The sequence below is a fragment of the Mariprofundus aestuarium genome, assembly GCF_002795805.1.
Lineage (GTDB): Bacteria > Pseudomonadota > Zetaproteobacteria > Mariprofundales > Mariprofundaceae > Mariprofundus > Mariprofundus aestuarium.
The window spans coordinates 1871716-1889049 of the sequence record NZ_CP018799.1 but is presented as its reverse complement, the minus strand read 5'-3'; the positions used below and the strand labels follow the sequence as shown (position 1 = coordinate 1889049).

Annotated in this window: 13 protein-coding genes, 1 tRNA gene and 1 pseudogene; 13 read left to right on the top strand and 2 right to left on the bottom strand. The window is 53.4% G+C overall.

What is annotated here, in order from left to right:
* Positions 1–10 precede the first annotated feature (10 nt).
* The 12 genes and pseudogenes from uvrA to Ga0123461_RS09075 all read left to right on the top strand — a co-directional run bounded on the left by uvrA (position 11) and on the right by Ga0123461_RS09075 (position 13720).
* On the top strand, positions 11–2821 hold the full coding sequence (gene uvrA, locus Ga0123461_RS09130; RefSeq protein WP_100278054.1) for an excinuclease ABC subunit UvrA: 2811 nt from the start codon (positions 11–13) through the stop codon (positions 2819–2821).
* 42 nt (positions 2822–2863) lie between these two features.
* A complete protein-coding gene (gene pheA / locus Ga0123461_RS09125; RefSeq protein ID WP_100278053.1) occupies positions 2864–4015 on the top strand; it encodes a prephenate dehydratase in 1152 nt (383 codons plus the stop codon).
* A 9-nt stretch (positions 4016–4024) separates the two neighbouring features.
* Positions 4025–5131 (top strand): histidinol-phosphate transaminase, encoded by a 1107-nt coding sequence (hisC, locus tag Ga0123461_RS09120; protein ID WP_100278052.1) that lies wholly within the window; start codon positions 4025–4027, stop codon positions 5129–5131.
* Between the two features lie 4 nt (positions 5132–5135).
* Positions 5136–6032: a prephenate dehydrogenase gene (locus tag Ga0123461_RS09115; RefSeq protein ID WP_232710113.1), complete on the top strand. Its 897-nt coding sequence runs from the start codon at positions 5136–5138 to the stop codon at positions 6030–6032.
* Entirely contained in the window at positions 6032–7375 is a 1344-nt protein-coding gene (aroA, locus tag Ga0123461_RS09110) for a 3-phosphoshikimate 1-carboxyvinyltransferase (RefSeq protein ID WP_100278051.1), read from the top strand. The genes Ga0123461_RS09115 and aroA overlap by 1 nt, the downstream gene beginning before the upstream one ends.
* A 3-nt stretch (positions 7376–7378) precedes the next feature.
* Entirely contained in the window at positions 7379–8068 is a 690-nt protein-coding gene (gene cmk / locus Ga0123461_RS09105; protein ID WP_100278050.1) for a (d)CMP kinase, read from the top strand.
* A 63-nt stretch (positions 8069–8131) separates the two neighbouring features.
* Complete coding sequence (locus tag Ga0123461_RS09100; protein ID WP_100278049.1) at positions 8132–10045, top strand: 30S ribosomal protein S1; 1914 nt, start codon at positions 8132–8134, stop codon at positions 10043–10045.
* Between the two features lie 72 nt (positions 10046–10117).
* Positions 10118–10405 (top strand): annotated as a pseudogene (locus Ga0123461_RS09095) (integration host factor subunit beta); the annotation flags it as partial.
* Between the two features lie 14 nt (positions 10406–10419).
* Positions 10420–10731 carry a lipopolysaccharide assembly protein LapA domain-containing protein gene (locus Ga0123461_RS09090; RefSeq protein ID WP_100278047.1) on the top strand — a complete coding sequence of 104 codons (312 nt, stop codon included), beginning with the start codon at positions 10420–10422 and terminating at the stop codon, positions 10729–10731.
* Positions 10728–11867, top strand: a complete 1140-nt coding sequence (locus Ga0123461_RS09085; RefSeq protein WP_100278046.1) for a tetratricopeptide repeat protein — start codon at positions 10728–10730, stop codon at positions 11865–11867. The genes Ga0123461_RS09090 and Ga0123461_RS09085 overlap by 4 nt, the downstream gene beginning before the upstream one ends.
* On the top strand, positions 11867–12538 hold the full coding sequence (gene pyrF, locus Ga0123461_RS09080; RefSeq protein ID WP_232710112.1) for an orotidine-5'-phosphate decarboxylase: 672 nt from the start codon (positions 11867–11869) through the stop codon (positions 12536–12538). The genes Ga0123461_RS09085 and pyrF overlap by 1 nt, the downstream gene beginning before the upstream one ends.
* 3 nt (positions 12539–12541) lie before the next feature.
* Positions 12542–13720: a deoxyguanosinetriphosphate triphosphohydrolase gene (locus Ga0123461_RS09075; RefSeq protein WP_100278045.1), complete on the top strand. Its 1179-nt coding sequence runs from the start codon at positions 12542–12544 to the stop codon at positions 13718–13720.
* Positions 13721–13732: 12 nt separating this feature from the next.
* Here Ga0123461_RS09075 and Ga0123461_RS09070 read toward each other — a convergent pair whose 3' ends face one another.
* Both Ga0123461_RS09070 and Ga0123461_RS09065 read right to left on the bottom strand, forming a co-directional pair.
* The gene (locus Ga0123461_RS09070; protein ID WP_100278044.1) at positions 13733–14533 is read right to left on the bottom strand and encodes a Stp1/IreP family PP2C-type Ser/Thr phosphatase; all 801 of its coding nucleotides are present in this window, start codon (positions 14531–14533) and stop codon (positions 13733–13735) included.
* On the bottom strand, positions 14530–16941 hold the full coding sequence (locus tag Ga0123461_RS09065) for a serine/threonine-protein kinase (protein ID WP_100278043.1): 2412 nt from the start codon (positions 16939–16941) through the stop codon (positions 14530–14532). Before Ga0123461_RS09065 ends, Ga0123461_RS09070 begins: the two co-directional genes overlap by 4 nt.
* 160 nt (positions 16942–17101) lie before the next feature.
* On the opposite strand from Ga0123461_RS09065, the gene Ga0123461_RS09060 reads away from it, so the two are divergent.
* Positions 17102–17177: transfer RNA gene (locus Ga0123461_RS09060), tRNA-Asn, on the top strand.
* Positions 17178–17334 lie beyond the last annotated feature (157 nt).

Below are 17334 nucleotides of genomic sequence, written 5' to 3'. Positions count from 1 at the left end.
CGGAGTAGTGATGAGTGAGAAGATGATCCGTGTGCAGGGTGCGCGGGTGCATAACCTTAAAAATGTCAGTCTGGATATTCCGCGCGATAAGCTGGTGGTAATCACCGGTGTGTCCGGTTCCGGCAAGTCGTCGCTTGCTTTTGATACCCTCTATGCCGAAGGCCAAAGGCGATATGTCGAGTCACTCTCATCCTATGCGCGCCAGTTCCTTGGCATGATGGAACGTCCCGATGTCGATGCCATCGAGGGGCTTTCTCCGGCCATCTCAATTGAGCAGAAGACAACCAGCCGTAATCCGCGCTCCACGGTTGGCACAATTACCGAGGTGTACGACTACCTGCGACTGCTTTTTGCCCGCATCGGTCAACCCTACTGCCATGGCTGCGGCAAACCGATCACCTCCCAACCGGCCAGTGTTATTATCGATCAGCTGGAAAAGCTGGAGGAGGGGGCGAAGGTTCAGCTGCTTGCTCCGATTGCACGCGGCAAAAAGGGCGAGTTTCGCAAGGAACTGGAGAAGGCCGGAAAAGACGGCTTTGTGCGTGTGCGCATCGATGGCGAGGTGATGGGGCTAGATGATCTCCCTGTACTTGCGAAAAACATCAAACATAACATTGAACTGGTCGTCGACCGGCTGGTGATCCGCGATGGTATCCGCACCCGGCTTGCCGATTCGGTGGAGACTGCACTGCGTTACGGTGAAGGTATGATGATTGCACTGATTGGCAAGGATGAGCAACTCTTCTCCGAACGCTTTGCCTGCCCCGATTGCAATATCTCATATCCTGATATTGAACCGCGGCTGTTCTCCTTCAACTCACCTGTGGGAGCCTGCCCCGCCTGCGACGGGCTGGGTAGCAAGACGGTGTTCGATCCAGAACTTGTGGTTCCGGATGGTTCACTCTCGGTGGAGGATGGGGCTATTGAGCCCTGGGCAGGGCGGGAGACATTCATGTATCGGCAGACGCTGGAGGCGGTCGCAAGCCATGTCGGTGGTGATATGGACTCACCGTTCAACGAACTTAGCGAAGCGGCCAGAAAGGTGTTCCTCTATGGCAGTGGCCGGGAGAAAATCCAATTCATTTACGAAACGCCGGGCCAGAATCGCACGGTTGAGCGCCCCTTCGAAGGGGTGATCCCCAACCTTGAACGGCGCTATCGTGAATCATCTTCTGATGATGTGCGCGAGGCATTGTCCAAATATATCGACACCATCGATTGCCCAAGCTGCGCCGGAACGCGACTGATCAGGTCGGCACGCCATGTGCGCATCAACGATAAAAGCCTGCCAGAGGTTGTTGCCATGCCGCTGCGTGAAGGGGTGGCATGGATCAATGGTTTGAAACTCTCCGATCAGCAGCTGGCCATTGCCGATAAGGTGCTGGAGGAGATCTCCTCGCGACTTGGCTTTATGATCGAGGTGGGACTTGATTACCTTAGTCTGGAACGTACAGCGGGAACCCTCTCTGGCGGCGAAGCACAGCGGATCCGACTTGCCACCCAGATCGGCTCAGCCCTTGTGGGTGTTTTCTATATCCTTGATGAGCCCTCTATCGGCCTGCACCAGAGGGATAACGATCGCCTTCTGGGGACACTCAGGCGTTTGCGTGATCTTGGTAATTCGGTGCTTGTTGTTGAACATGATGAGGATGCAATTCGCAGTGCTGACTGGGTGATCGATATGGGGCCTCTGGCTGGCGAACACGGTGGTGAGGTGGTTGCGCAGGGTAAGCTGAAGGATATCCTCAAAGCGAATACGCTCACCTCTGATTATCTCTCCGGACGTAAAAGGATCGAGGTCCCGAACCGCCGCAAGGTACTGAAAAATCACACCATGATCGGTGTTGAGGGGGCATGCGAGCATAACCTGCAGCAGGTTACGGCCCGGTTTCCGCTCTCCCGCTTCTCCTGCGTTACCGGCGTGTCGGGCTCTGGTAAATCGACATTGACCAACGATACGCTTTTTCGCGGTTTTGCCCGTGCCAAAGGGTTGAAAACCGAGCGGGTTGGAAGCCACACGAAGTTAATCGGTGCAGAGAATATTGATAAAATTATCGATATTGACCAGAGCCCGATCGGCCGCACGCCGCGTTCCAATCCGGCTACCTACACCGCTATTTTTACCCCCATCCGTGAACTCTTCGCGCATGTGCCTGAATCACGGGCACGAGGCTATAAACCGGGTCGTTTCTCCTTCAATGTGAAGGGAGGAAGATGCGAGGCGTGTCAGGGTGACGGCATCATCAAGGTGGAGATGCACTTCCTGCCTGATGTCTATGTGCACTGCGAGACGTGTCAGGGTAAGCGCTATAACCGTGAAACGCTCGATATCCGCTATAAGGGCAAGACGATTGATGAAGTGCTGCACATGACAGTGGAAGAGGCGCTGGAGTTTTTCGCAGCTATTCCGGCGCTGAAAAACCGGCTGACAACACTGCAACAGGTGGGGCTGGGTTATATCCAGTTGGGGCAGTCGGCCACCACGCTCTCCGGTGGTGAGGCGCAGCGCGTTAAACTCTCCAAGGAGCTGGCTCGCAAGGCGACCGGTGACACCCTCTACATCCTGGATGAACCGACCACAGGTCTGCATTTCCACGATGTTGCCAAGCTGTTGGATGTGCTGCATGCACTGGTGGATCGCGGCAATACGGTGATTGTAATTGAGCACAATCTTGATGTGATCAAAACAGCAGACTGGATTGTCGATATGGGACCCGAAGGTGGCGACAAAGGCGGCACAGTCGTTATCTCAGGCAGCCCTGAACAGGTCGCTGCTTGCGAGGCCTCGCATACTGGCCATTATCTGAAGTCATCCCTGTAATTCTGAATGGATTGCACAGGTCCTCGCTGCTAGGTTGCTGGCATGGGTGATCTGGAAGAGAAACTGAACAAATTACGTGTCGCGATTGATGCTGTTGATGATGAGGTGCTGGACTTGATCCGCAAGCGCGCACAATTGGCTGCGCAGGTGGGTGAGGCCAAGCAGAACAAGGGCAATGCGCCGTTTTATGTGCCGAGTCGTGAGGCCTCAATTATCCGCCGACTGCTGGCACGCAATGCAGTCGCTGCAGAAGCCTCTCACGAAACGAAAGTTTCCGATGAGGCGATCCACGGTATCTACCGTGAGATTATCGGCGCCTGCCTGGCATTGGAACATCCGATGACCATCGCCTATCTCGGCCCTGAAGGTACATTCAGTCATACAGCCGCCACACGCCAGTTCGGCGCAACGCCGAAGTATCTGCCATGCAGCTCACTGGAGCTGGTGTTTGATGAGGTTGAAGCCGGGCGAGCTACCTACGGTGTTGTGCCGGTAGAGAATGCTTTTGAGGGGGCGGTAACGCCTACGCTGGATCTCTTTGCTGATATGGAACGCGATGTGTTTATCTGTGCTGAAGTGCAACTCTCGATCCACCATCACCTCTTCACCTATGCCGATTCACTTGATGAGATTGAGGTGGTACTTTCACATCCGCAGCCACTGGGTCAGTGCCGCAACTGGCTAGCCTCTCACCTGCCAAATGCGCAGATGATGGACTCCTCCTCCACTATTCGTGCCGCACAAATTGTTGAAGATGCAAAAACCCACGGTTCCGGTTCACTGGACTGGAAAAAGTGTGCTGTGATTGGTCCCTACTCGATTGTTGATCAGTCGGAGTTGCCGCTGGTTCAGCGTAATATTGAAGATTATCATGATAATACGACCCGTTTTTATGTCATCGGTCAGCACGACTCTCCGGCTTCCGGTGAGGATAAAACATCACTAGTGATGTCGATCAAGGATGAACCGGGTGTGCTGCATAATCTGATCTCATCCTTTGCCGGTCGCGGCATCGGCCTGACCCGTATCGAGTCGCGTCCATCGAAGAAGAAGCTCTGGGAGTATGTCTTCTTCGTTGATGTGCAGGGCCATCGTGACGACACAAGTGTCGCCGAAGCAATTGCCGAGATTCAAGCCAAACCGGGTGGATTCATCAAGGTGCTGGGCTCCTATCCGGTCTCCAAACCGCTGTAAGGATTTTTTATGAGCATAAACTGGCTGGCACGTGCTGTGCCGCAAACATCAGGCTTGTACCCGTATGTGCCGGGTAAGCCTGTGGAGACGCTGCTGCGCGAAAAGGGGCTTTCCCGCGCCGTAAAACTGGCCTCCAACGAGAATCCTTATGGCCCGTCTCCCAAGGCGATTGCTGCGATGCAGCATGCTGCGGCTGGCGTTAACCGCTATCCCGATGGTGATGCCAACCTTCTGAAAGATGCGCTGGCCTCATTTCACCATGTGAATCGTGATCAGCTGTTGCTTGGCAATGGCTCTAATGAGGTGCTGGATATTCTGATTCGAACCTTTGCCGGAGCTGGCGATGAGGTCGTCTTTTCCAGCCGTGGCTTTATCGTTTATGCACTGGCGGCACAGGCTGCTGGGGCAACGTCCGTTTCAGTGCCTGAAGCTGATGGGCTGACCCACGACCTTGAAGCCATGGCTCATGCTGTGAATGAGAAGACCAAGGTGGTCTGTGTCGCCAATCCGAACAACCCGACCGGCACACTGCATGGTAACGATCGTCTGCAGGATTTTCTCGACAGCTTGCCTCGTGATGTTGTGGTGATTATCGATGAGGCCTATTACGAGTTTGTCGCTGACACACAGGGTGATTCTGTGCATGACCTCTCACATCCGGGGCTGGTGATCAGCCGTACCTTCTCCAAAGCCTACGGCTTGGCGGGTTGCAGGGTTGGTTATGCCATTGCCGACGCTGAAATCACGGCGCTGGCCAATCGTTATCGCGAACCATTCAACCTGAACCTGTTGGCTCAGGTTGCTGCCGTTGCAGCATTGGATGACCGAGAGTGGGTGATGGCCCGCGTGGCTGAGAATAATCAAGAGCGTCAACGACTGGAGTCTGCTCTTGACGGCTTGGGGCTGCTCGGCGGCCGCTGTTTTGGCAACTTTGTACTGCTGCGTCACGCGCAGTGCGGGGAGCTTTTGCGGAGCTTTGAAGATAGAGGCATCATTCCACGCCCGCTTGCGCCTTATGGCATGGCGGATTACCTGCGCATCTCAGTGGGTACGGCAGATGAGAATAACGAGTTCCTGCAGATGTTGAATGTCATCCTTGCAGAGCTCCAGGAGTAAGTGAGTGTCCAGTGCTGAAAAGCCATTGATTGGCCATCTTGTCATTGTCGGAGTCGGCCTCATAGGCGGTTCGGTGAGCCTTGCCTTGAAAAAGGCGGGTGTAGTTGGACATGTCACCGGTGTTGGTCGAAATCGCGACAACCTTGAGCTGGCGCAACGGATCGGTATTGTCGACGCGTGGACCCACGATGTCGGTGAAGCGGTTCGTGATGCTGATGTGGTGCTGTTGGCCGTGCCGATGAGCGCTTACGCGTCGGTTTTCGCTGCCATGGCGAAAACGCTGCCGGAACATGCTGTGGTCACGGATGCCGGAAGCACCAAGCAGTCAACGATTATTGCTGCAAACAAGTTCCTGCCAGGACCCGAGCGTTTTATTGCTGCTCACCCGATTGCGGGAACGGAAAAGTCCGGTGCCGGTGCTGCCTTTGCCGAGCTGTATGAGAAACGACTCTGTGTCATTACCCCGGTTGGTGACTCCAGTGCGACTGCACTGGCTCTGGTTATGCAGTTGTGGGAGAAGACTGGTAGTCGGGTTGTCACTATGGATGCGGCAGAGCACGATGATTTCCTTGCTTCAGTCAGTCACCTGCCTCATCTGGCGGCCTTTGCGCTGGTTAATGCAGTGCGTCGGCAAAAGAGTGAGGGGCATGATCCGTTCTGTTTTGCTGCCGGAGGTTTTCGTGACTTTACCCGCATCGCTTCATCCTCACCTGAGATGTGGCGTGACATAGCGCTCAGCAATCGTGATGCGCTGCTGGGGCAGTTGGATGCGTTCCAGCAGGAGCTGAACGGCATGCGCGAGGCACTGCTGGCGGATGATGCTGACAGGTTGTTGAAAGAATTTTCTGCGGCCAGAGAAGCACGCGAAGCATGGCTGGCTAAACATGGGGATGGATTGTAATGGAAATCGGCGGAACACTGATTGCAGGCCCGGCTAAGGGGCCACTATATGGGGAGATCACCGTTCCCGGTGACAAGTCGATGTCGCACCGTTCGGTGATGCTGGCCTCGCTTGCTGATGGCATCACGGAGATTCACGGCTTCCTTCCTGGTGACGATAATGTCGCTACCGCACAGATGTTTATCGACATGGGTGTGAAGATTGAGTGGCTAAATGATAAGAAAACCGCACTGCGTGTGTATGGCGTTGGCTTGCACGGCTTGAAGAAACCGGAGGCCATGCTTGATGCCGGCAATGCTGGTACCTGCGTGCGCCTGATGACCGGCATTCTGGCGGGTCAGGAATTTGAGAGCACGGTGACCGGTGATGCCAGCTTGCGCAAACGCCCTATGAAGCGCGTGGTTGATCCCGTGCGCAGCATGGGTGCAACGGTGACAGGCAACGATGATGGCAATCTGCTGCCGATCACCATTTCCGGCGGCAAGTTGAATGCAATCCACCACGTTTCCGAGGTGGCCAGTGCACAGGTGAAGTCGTGTGTGCTGCTGGCGGGCCTTTATGCCAATGGTGTAACTCTGGTGAATGAACCGAAACCGACGCGCGATCATACCGAACGTATGCTGCCGCTGTTCGGGCAACCGGTAGATGTGGCTGTGGATGGTACAATATCAATTTTCCCCAATAACAGACTGACTGCCCCTGAGGGGGTGGTCGATATTCCTGCTGACCCCTCATCTGCCTGTTTCTTTGCCGTGGCGGCAAGCCTTGTGGATGGCTCGGATGTGACGCTGAAATCTATCGGTATCAATCCGCGTCGTGATGGCTGGCGACGGGTGATGAGTGACATGGGTGCATCACTCACATTGGAAAATGAGGCGAAGGTTGGTGAAGAACCGGTGGCTGATGTGCGTGTCAGGTCCGGCGGGCTGCACGGCATGCATGTAGATCCGAACGATGTGCCAGATGCCATTGATGAGTTTCCAGTGATCTTTGCAGCGGCGGCACTGGCTGATGGTGAGTTTGTGCTTGAAGATGCCGAAGAGTTAAGGGTGAAAGAGTCCGACCGCATCAGCGCGATGGCTGATGCTCTATCTGCTGCAGGTGCTGATATCGAAGAACGCCCTGACGGCGCAGTCATTCGAGGTCTGGCCAGCTTGAAAGGCGGGGCTGAGGTAGATGCACTCGGTGATCACCGTATTGCCATGGCGATGGCAGTGGCGGCTCAGCGAGCCGATGGTGAAATTCGCATCCACAATGCGGCGGCAATTGCCACCAGCTTTCCGAATTTCGTGGCGCTAGCCCAGAGCATAGGCATGAACGTGCGCTGGCAGGATGAGGTTTAATAGATGAGTAATTGGCAGGCTGTTCCCGGATTACAAATTGCGATTGACGGACCATCAGGCTCGGGCAAGGGGACAGTGGCCAAAATGCTGGCCGGAGAGGTTGGATTGCCGGTACTGGATACCGGCCTTCTCTATCGACTGATTGGTGGCCTTGCTCTGGAACGTGATATTGCACTGGATGATAGCGAAGCCCTTGCAGCGCTGGTGGATGAGATGCTTGAGCAGGTTGCATGGACGGTGAATGGCATCGCTTTTGGCGGGGAAAACTGGACCGATCGACTGCGCAGTGAGGCGGTTGGTGCTGCGGCATCAACAGTGGCTGCACAGCAGCAGGTACGGGATAAACTGCTTGGTTTGCAGCGAAAGATTGCCGAATCCGGATGTATCATGGATGGCCGTGATGTAGGCACGGTGGTGCTGCCACAAGCCCAAGCCAAATTCTTTCTTAATGCTTCGGTGCGAGAGCGGGCCCGCAGACGCTGGGCGCAGTTGAAAGATCAGGGGGGGAGCTCCCTTGAAGCGGTGATTGAGGAGCTGAAAATGCGTGACCAACGCGACAGGGAGCGTCAGCATGCGCCACTTCGTCAAGCAGAGGATGGGATCGCTATCGACTCAACGACCATGCGGGTGGATGATGTGGTGGATCGGATGCTTGGGGTTCTGGCGCGGCGAGGCTTGATTACCGCCGTCTGAAACGGAAATGAACACAAAACTGAATAACAATTCGAATGAATTGAACTTAGGATGGATATCGACATGAGTGAAGCCAAAACATTGGAAGCAGTACAGGAAGTAGCTGAAGCAGCTGAAGTAGCTGAAGTGGCTGAAGTGGCTGAAGTGGCTGAAGTGGCTGAAGTGGCTGAAGTGGCTGAAGTGGCTGAAGTGGCTGAAGTGGCTGAAGTGGCTGAAGTGGCTGAAGTGGCTGAAGTGGCTGAAGTGGCTGAAGTGGCTGAAGTGGCTGAAGTGGCCGAAGTGGCTGAAGTGGCTGAAGTGGCTGAAGTGGCTGAAGAGGAATCTTTCAAGCAGATGTTTGAGGCTTCACTGAAAGAGCATCCGGATGTTCGCCGTGGCGAGATGATTGAAGGCATGATCGTAGGCATCAATGCAGATGCTGTGATTATGGACGTGGGCGCCAAGAATGAAGGCTCGATTCCACTGGCCGAGTTTGCAGAGGCTGGATTGGAGCTGCCCGCAGTTGGAGAGATGATCAGTGCGATGGTTGAGTCGGCTGGCGGCACAGGTGGCGTAACGCTTTCTGTTCTGGCTGCGAGAAAACGTGAATCGTGGGGTGCAATTGAGGCCGCAGTCGAGAGTGGTGAAGCTATTGATGCTGTGATCACCGCTGAAGTAAAGGGTGGTTTCCGGGTAAACCTGAATGGTCTTACTGCATTTATGCCGCGCTCCGAAGCTGATACCGATATGCATGTTAAATCTGAGTCGCTGATTGGACAGCCGTGCAAGGTGGCTGTGCTTGAGGCGCGTCGCAGGCCTGAGAATGTCGTGGTTTCACGCAAGAAGCCAATGGCGGGTCAAGTAGAGGTGCAGCGTGCACAGTTCTTTGCGGAACGCGCAGTTGGGGACAAGGTTACTGGCGAGGTTCGCCGAATGACTGACTTTGGCGCATTTATTGGCCTGGATGGCGTGGATGCGCTGTTGCACGTGTCTGATATCTCGTGGCGACGTATCCAGAAGCCTTCGGAGATGCTCTCCACTGGCCAGCGTGTGACAGTTGAAATTGTAAAGCTTAATGCTGAAACAGGTAAGGTCTCCGTCTCCATGAAAGCGCTGCAGTCCGACCCATGGGAAAATGTAGCAGCCACCTACGAAGTCGGGATGCGCCTGACAGGAACGGTTCGCCGACTACTGGATTTCGGTGCGGTGGTTGAGCTAGAACCGGGAATTGAGGGGATGATTCACCGTTCTGAGATGAGCTGGACCAGGAGTGATGTGAAACCTGCGCAGGTGTTGTCTGAGGGTGATGTGGTTGATGTGGCTGTGCTGGAAGTGGATGCTGATGCACGCCGTATTCGTTTAAGTCTGAAGGCTGTAAGTGATAATCCGTGGCAGAGCTGGTTGGCAGACCATTCGATTGGCTCGCATGTGACAGGTAAGATCAAAAACATTACCGATTTCGGCTTCTTTGTTCCTGTTGGTGCGGATCTTGATGGTCTGGTGCATATGGAAAACCTCTCCTGGGAAAAGCATGGCAGCGAAGCATTGGCTGACTACAGCAAAGGTCAGGAAGTCGAGTGTGTGGTTCTGGGTGTGGATGTAGAAAAACAGCGTATCTCGTTGGGCATCAAGCAGCTCTCAGGTGACCCCTTTGAACTGTTCCTTGAGAATGTGAAGCGTGGTGACAGCGTTAATGGCAAGGTATTTGAGATGAAGCCGAGCGGTGCTGTCGTGGAGTTGGCTGAGAACGTGCATGCATTCCTCTCCAGGCGCGAAATTCCTCGCGAACACGAAGAGTTGAAAGAGGGAAGCGAGATCGAGGCGAAGGTCATCGAGGTAAACCGCAAGCGCAGGCAGGTGGAACTCTCTATTCGCCAGCAGCTGCGCGATGAAGAGCGCGACGCGATGCGCAACTATTCGCAGCAGGCGGCCAAGGACTCAACACCTTCGGCACTGGCGCTGGAGCTGCAGCGGAAACTGCTGGGGAAAATTGACTGAAAATAGGCGAATCAAGAGGGAAACTTGCGAAGCGCTAATGATTGCCTATGCTAATGGGTTCAATCGGAGGGTGTTATGACTAAATCAGAGCTGGTAGAGATCATTGCTGATAAGCAGGATGGAATTACACGGCGTGAAGCTGAGGTTGTCGTTAACACCATCCTGTCGGTGATCGGCGATGCGCTGGCCTCCGGTGGTCATGTGGAGCTGCGTGGTTTTGGCAGCTTCTGCACCAAACAGCGCAATGCCCGCCTCGGCAGGAACCCGAAAACAGGTGATTCAGTCATGGTTCCTGCTAAAACGGTGCCTCATTTCAAGCCGGGTAAAGAGCTGCGCGAACGGGTGGGAAGCTTAGGCTGAAAATCCCTTTGAAAATGCACGGTTTTAACTCTGTGAACTGGACCAATGTACTGTTGGTGATTGTGCTTACATCGTTTGCAACGATGTTTGCCATGGCGAACCTGACATTGATTCAAGTCCATTTCCTTGGCGTAAGTAGTGCTACGATTCCGTTCTATGTTCCGGTCTTTATCGCTTTCATGCTCGGTTTTTTTGGTGGCGTTCTGGCACTGCTCTTTTCACGACGCAAGCATAAACAGGAAATTATCTGGCTGCGTCAGGAGAATGAACGCCTGCAGCGGGAAGTGGATAATTTGCGGAATATACCGCTTCAAGACGACGTATGAATACCCTGCTTCTGGCTATTACCGCCATTGCACTGGTGGTTCTGGTTGCTCTGGTACTGCGCCCGCTTCAGGAGCAGGAGCAACCCAAACAAGAGGAGGATGAACGTATCTCTCCACTTCTGCGCGGCATCAACTACTTGCTATCCGATGAGCCTGATCGGGCGTTGCAGGAGATGGTGCAGGTTGCCCGCCTGCGCTCGGAAGCAGCAGATGTATATATGGCACTCGGCGAGATGTTTCGCTCAAAAGGTGAGATTGGACGTGCAGTTCGTATTCACCAGAATTTACTGGCACGGCCCGACCTGCCGCAATCAATGCATCTGCAGGCACACCTGGCACTCGCCTTGGACTTCCAGACCGGTGGTCTGCTCGACCGTGCCCTGATGCAGTACCAGAAGGCACTGGATATCCGCTCCGATCATGCCGGTGCCCTTGAAGCCAGCCTGAGAATCAGGGAGCAGAGTAAAGAGTGGCTGCTGGCCGAGGAGCTGCTTTCACGCCTGGAGCGTGTGCGCAATGAATCCGACAGTTCGCACCGCGCCTATCTTTTTTCTGAAATGGCCAGCCAGAGTTGCAGTGATGGAGATCGTGACAGTGCTGCGGAATATGCAGCACGGGCGCTTGAACTTGATCCGGCCTGTGCGCCGGCACATATGGTTGAGATAGAACTGGCGCTTCAGGCGGGGGAAGTAGAAGTGGCTGAGGCAGGCGTACGTGCGCTGAAAGCACACTCTCATGAGCACTTTCCTCTCGTTATATCGCTGCTGGTTCAATATAAGGATTTTTACGCTAAACATGGGCTTGCTCTGCTGTATGAGTTTTGTCAGCAGGGCAGGGACGCAGAGCTTGTGCTGGCATGGCTGGAGGTCGTGGCAACAGCGCATGGCCGTCAGGAGGCTGTGAACCTTTGTTCTGAGCTGGGCTTTGTTCCCGGCACATTAAGGGAGTCCTTAAGGCTTCAGGCCGTGATTGGTGATGAGTCCGATCCACATACGAAGTTTTCCATGCAGTGGCGTACGACGGCCAAAAATTATATATGTGAACAGTGCGGAGTTGAGGTGGTGGTAGTGCGGTGGCAATGCCCGCAATGCCACACATGGGGAACGCTGCACCCGAAGCAGGAGGAGAAGGTTTGATGCAGGATCGGTTGATGGTGGCGCTGGATGTGGATTGTCGTGACAAGGCTCTGCTGATGCGTGATGCGGTGGGGGAATCAGTTGGCTGGCTGAAGGTTGGGTTACGCCTGTTTGTCGCAGAAGGACCGGCGCTTGTGCGCGATTTAAAGCTGACCCACAAGCTGTTTCTCGACCTGAAATTTCACGATATCCCTAACACTGTCGCGCAGGCGATTGAGAGTGCCGGTGGTCTTGGTGTAGACATGGTGAATGTACATGCAGGAGGAGGCGAAGAGATGCTGGCTGCTGCTGCTGGTGCTGCCAAAGCGTTTCCGGGTATGAAGCTGATTGCTGTCACAGTATTGACCAGTGATCCGATGCCCAAAGAAGAGGCGCGTGAGGTGGCATTGCAACGCGCAAAGATGGCACTGGATGCAGGGCTTGATGGCGTGGTTTGTAGTGTGCATGAGGCTGCTGAAATCAAGGCACTTTGCGGGCAGAATTTTATTACTGTAACCCCTGGTATTCGCTGGGGTGGACAGGATGCTCAGGATCAGAAACGGGTGGCCGATCCGGCGTCCGCCATTGCCAATGGTTCTGACTACCTCGTTGTTGGCCGCCCGATCCTGCATGCACCAGATCCAGCACAGGCAGCCCGTGAAGCGGTGGCTATGATGGAATCTGCGGCCTGATTGATGGCAATATCCGACTACGAATCGATACTCGCGCCCTACGCCTGCCGTAGCATCTATTCGCGTGGCCGGGTTTATGATGAGCCTGAATCGCCGCACAGAAATGCCTACCAGCGAGATCGTGATCGCATCATTCACTCAGCATCCTTTCGCAGGCTGGAGTACAAAACTCAGGTTTTCGTAAATCACGAGGGCGACCACTATCGTACTCGCCTGACCCACTCGATCGAGGTGGCGCAGATTGCCCGCTCGGTCTGTCGCTCGATGCATCTGCATGAAGATCTGGCTGAGGCCGTGGCACTTGCCCATGATCTCGGCCACACCCCGTTCGGTCACTCCGGCCAGGATGCACTGGATGAGATGATGAAGCCCTATGGTGGCTTTGAGCATAACCGCCAGTCGTTGCGGGTGGTTGAGCAGTTGGAACATAAATATGCCGCTTTTACGGGCTTGAATCTGAGCTACGAAACACGCGAAGGTATCGTCAAACATCATTCGGCATACGATACACCGAAGAACCGGGATCTGGCCCATTTCAATCTGCATGAGCAGCCACCACTTGAGGCACAGATCGGCAACCTGGCCGATGAGATCGCCTACAATAACCACGACATTGATGACGGCTATCGCGCCGGTATGTTGACTGTCGACGGGTTAATGCAGCTTGAGCTGTTCCGTATTCACTATGAGCAGGTTGAGCGGGAGTTTCCCGATGTCAGCGAACGCTTGAAGATGAACGAAACCGTGCGCCATATGATCAACTTTCTCATCGTCGATGTGATTCAGGAGACACTGAGGCGGATTGAAGAAGCGGGGATAAAAAATTTCGACGATGTGCGTGCCGCTTCAAAAACGCTGGTGAGTTTGAGTAAACCTGTGCGCCGCATGAATGGTGAGATGAAGAAATTCCTCTTTAAAAATATGTATCGTCACTACCGGGTGGCGCGTATGTCCAATAAAGCGGAACGGGTGATTCGAGAAATCTTCAACGTCTATATGGAGCATCCCGCCATGCTACCAGAGAACCAGCAGCATGAACTTGAGGCTGCAGCTGCATTGAAAGGTGGCGGGCTAACCCCAGCTCGACAAGCGAGAATTATCGCTGATTACATTGCCGGAATGACCGATCGTTATGCGCTAGAGGAGTACGAGCGCCTGTTTAACGTAAGTGCCCGCCCTTAATAATAATTAAGCTTAACCTTTACCCAGAAGTCTAGAGAAAAGACCAGACTTTTGTGGTTTCTTGATAAGGATTACTGAGGTGTTGTCCGGGCCTCCGGCTTCATTGGCCAGTCGAATTAACGCTGTCGCAGCCTTTTTCAGGTCGTTGTCGTAACGTGAAAGGGTTTGGCCGATCACCTCATCCGGCACTACGTCGGTGAGTCCGTCGGAGCACATCAGGTAAAGGTCCCCCGGTATAACCGTGTCTTCAACTATATCCGGATCTACACCTGGAGCTACGCCGAGCGCGCGCGTCACCAGATTCCTGATAATGGAGTTGCGTGCATCTGAAGCAGAGACTAGGCCGCGCCGAACCTGTTCATGAATCACGGAGTGATCTTCAGTAACATGGGTCAAATTACCATTACGCTGCCGGTACATGCGCGAATCTCCGACATGGGCAGCGGTGATTCGATCGGCATAAAAAACAGCAACCAGAACAGTGGTTCCCATGCCTTTGCACTCAGGTCTGTTCTGGGCAGTACTGTAAATCGAATCATTGGCAAATCTGATCGCATCCCGGGTCAGGATCGACTCACCCGCAAACCCGGTTTTTTCATCAATCCGCGCTGCAGGGATGCTCAATATTTCCTCTTTGATTTTCTCACTAATAATATTTACCGCCATAGCGCTGGCTACTTCGCCTGCGTTGTGGCCGCCCATGCCATCCGCCAGGACGGCAATGCCGTGCGAAGGGGTGATGCCGACACTGTCTTCATTATGCTTTCGCCTGATGCCGACATCGGTCATAGCATACATCTTCAACCCCTTCACGGAGTGCCTTCCTGCGCTCTGTTTTCCTGAAGGCACTGGTGGATGCGATCCAGCACTTCATGGGCAGAGGCGATGCGATTTTCAGGATTCTTGGCGAGCATGCTATTAATCAACTCAGCCACACTGTCTGGAACTTCAGGATCAAGTTCGCGCACATCCGTATGCGGTACCCTGGCAACCTTTAACATCAGTTTTGATATTGAATCGGCAGTGAATGGGCGAACGCCGGCAACCATCTCATAGAGCATTACGCCAAGGGAGAAAAGGTCGGAGCGGCCATCAACCTTTTTGCCTGAAAGCTGTTCCGGTGACATATAGGAGGGGGTGCCCATGACAATCCCAGCTTTGGTTTTACTCGAGTCATTAATGTGGGCGATGCCGAAGTCGGTTACTTTTACGCTCTTGTTTTTCAGGATCATGATGTTGGCCGGCTTAATGTCTCTATGGATGACACCGTGGTCGTGAGCGTACTGAAGTGCTTCAGCTACCTTGGCAACGATTTTCAGTGTGGTCGGGATCGGCAGGGTTTTGCCCTTTTGGGTGTAACGGATGAGGTCGATTCCATCCAGGTACTCCATGGCAATATAGGCAAGGTCGTGTTCCGCACCGGCATCGAAAATGGTAACAATGTTGGGATGGTTGAGCATGCCGGCAATTTCGGCCTCATGGAAGAATCGTTTTTTTACCTCTTCAAGCTGATCGGCCTCAAACTCTTTGGAGAGAGCCAGTGTTTTAATGGCAACCTGACGGTTGATTTGTGGGTCCTTGCCAAGGTATACAGTCCCCATGGCACCCTTACCCAATTCGCTGAATATCTCGTAGCGGCCCAAGGTCGGGTTGATGTCGCCACCTGCCAGCAGGTTGGCCACCCCATCGTTTGAACCCTTCTCTGAAACAGCCTCCTTGCTTCTTTTTGCATTGATAAGTCGAACTTGAATGTCGCGGAAGTTGCTGTTGTAGGTGGCCATGTGCTGATAGACATTGATTGCTTCGTCAAACTGGCGCTTGCGTTCAAAGGCAAGCCCCAGGTCATACAGGATGGGAAGCATCTCCTCATCTAGCGGGCATATGAGGAATTTTTTATATGCATTTTCCAGCATGCCCTGGCTCTGGAACGAGAGCCCAAGCATTTTATTGGTTTCATTCGAGTCACTTGTTGAGGAGGGCTGTTGTTCTTTGGCAATAAAATGTGCTCTGATGCCGATGCATAGGTGGCCAATAATCAGCAGTAGAGCCGTCAGGCAGGTTTGAATCCAGATAGAAAATGCGGATATCAAAAAGAAGCCTGTGATAAGCAGTACGAGAGTGGCAGTCACTGTTGCAGCAACCCCTGCGATACCAGAAAGACGTGGTAGAAGAAGGGTCAGGTAGAGCCCCGCAAGCAGTAGCAGCGCAAGCTCAATGTAGAGAGTCCAGCCCGGCCGAATGACTGACTCCTCTTTAAGGATGCTTTGAATGCTGTGGGCAACAAACTCGATGCGCGACATATTCCGCTTTAATGGTGTTATGAAGCTGTTTGAGCTGTTGTCGGCGGTGCTGCCAATCAAGATGATCTTGTCCTTAAACAGGTCAGCGGGTGTGCTCTCTGAAAGAAGCTCGGAGAGGCTGAATCGACTGTAACTTCCGCCGCTGCCATCGGTATGAAAGGCCGGGTAAATGCGGATATCACGATCGGTGGCGACATTCAGGGCACCCAGTTCAATATCGGTGCCAATATTCAGCCGCATGTCACTTGTTGGAATGTTCATCGCCCCTGCCGCCAGTACTAGTGCGATAGATGGATAAAACTTATCCGAGAGTTCAATGGCCAGGGGGTGTGAGCGGACAGTGCCATCCGGATCAGGAAACAGGTTGAAGTGCCCGAAGCCGGCAGCGCCCTCTAATAGGTTGCTGTAAGGGTAATGGAGCATAAAAGCGCTGACAGCTGCTGTAGCATTGCGGTTGATCTGTCTGAATGTCGAACGCCTAATCTGACTTGGCGAAAGGATGTTACTCTGTATGACCTCTGAACCAAATTCAAAATAGAGCGGAAGCAGGACGTTGCCAGCAAGGCGGATATTCTCTGCCAGCATATCCTTCTGTGCTTCACCACTGTTGTTGTCTTCCGGCTGTAGCTCAGGTTCGGTGTAGAGGATATCCAGTGCGATAAGTTTGGCACCTGCATTGGATAGTTTGTTAATGGCTGCTGCAATGGCTGCATGTGACTTTTGCTCACTGCTGCTGGCGTCTACTTCAACAAGAATGATTCTGCTGTCCGTAGGAAGAGTGTTTTTCTGGGAGATGAAGTCATAAAGCAGGTTGTCAGCAGTTCGGAAGGTAGAGAGATGGCTGCTGTATCCAGTCAGGAATAGCAGCGAAACAATGATGCCAATAAGCCCGCCCGATTTCCAGATAGCATCATGATTCAAAGATAGTTCTCCTCGATTGGATCAATACAAAACTAATCATGTATCTTGTCGATAATGGTAAAATGATGCAATAGCAGAGGGTGGGTTGGCATGCATATATTGCCCGCTTAAAGGGTGTTGACACGGCATGTGCTGCTCACTACGGTTCGCCCACAATTTTTCCCTGATAGTTCAGTTGGTAGAACGGTGGACTGTTAATCCATATGTCGCAGGTTCGAGTCCTGCTCAGGGAGCCACATTATAAAAAAAAGGGTGCTCCATTGTGAGTGCCCTTTTTTATTGGATTCAACATACGCCAGGCATTTACGGCTGCCTGCAATAATTCAGGGTTTTTTCATATCTATTCTACCTATCCGGAGGCATTCAGGGATAAGTGGTGTTTTCATTTCTATG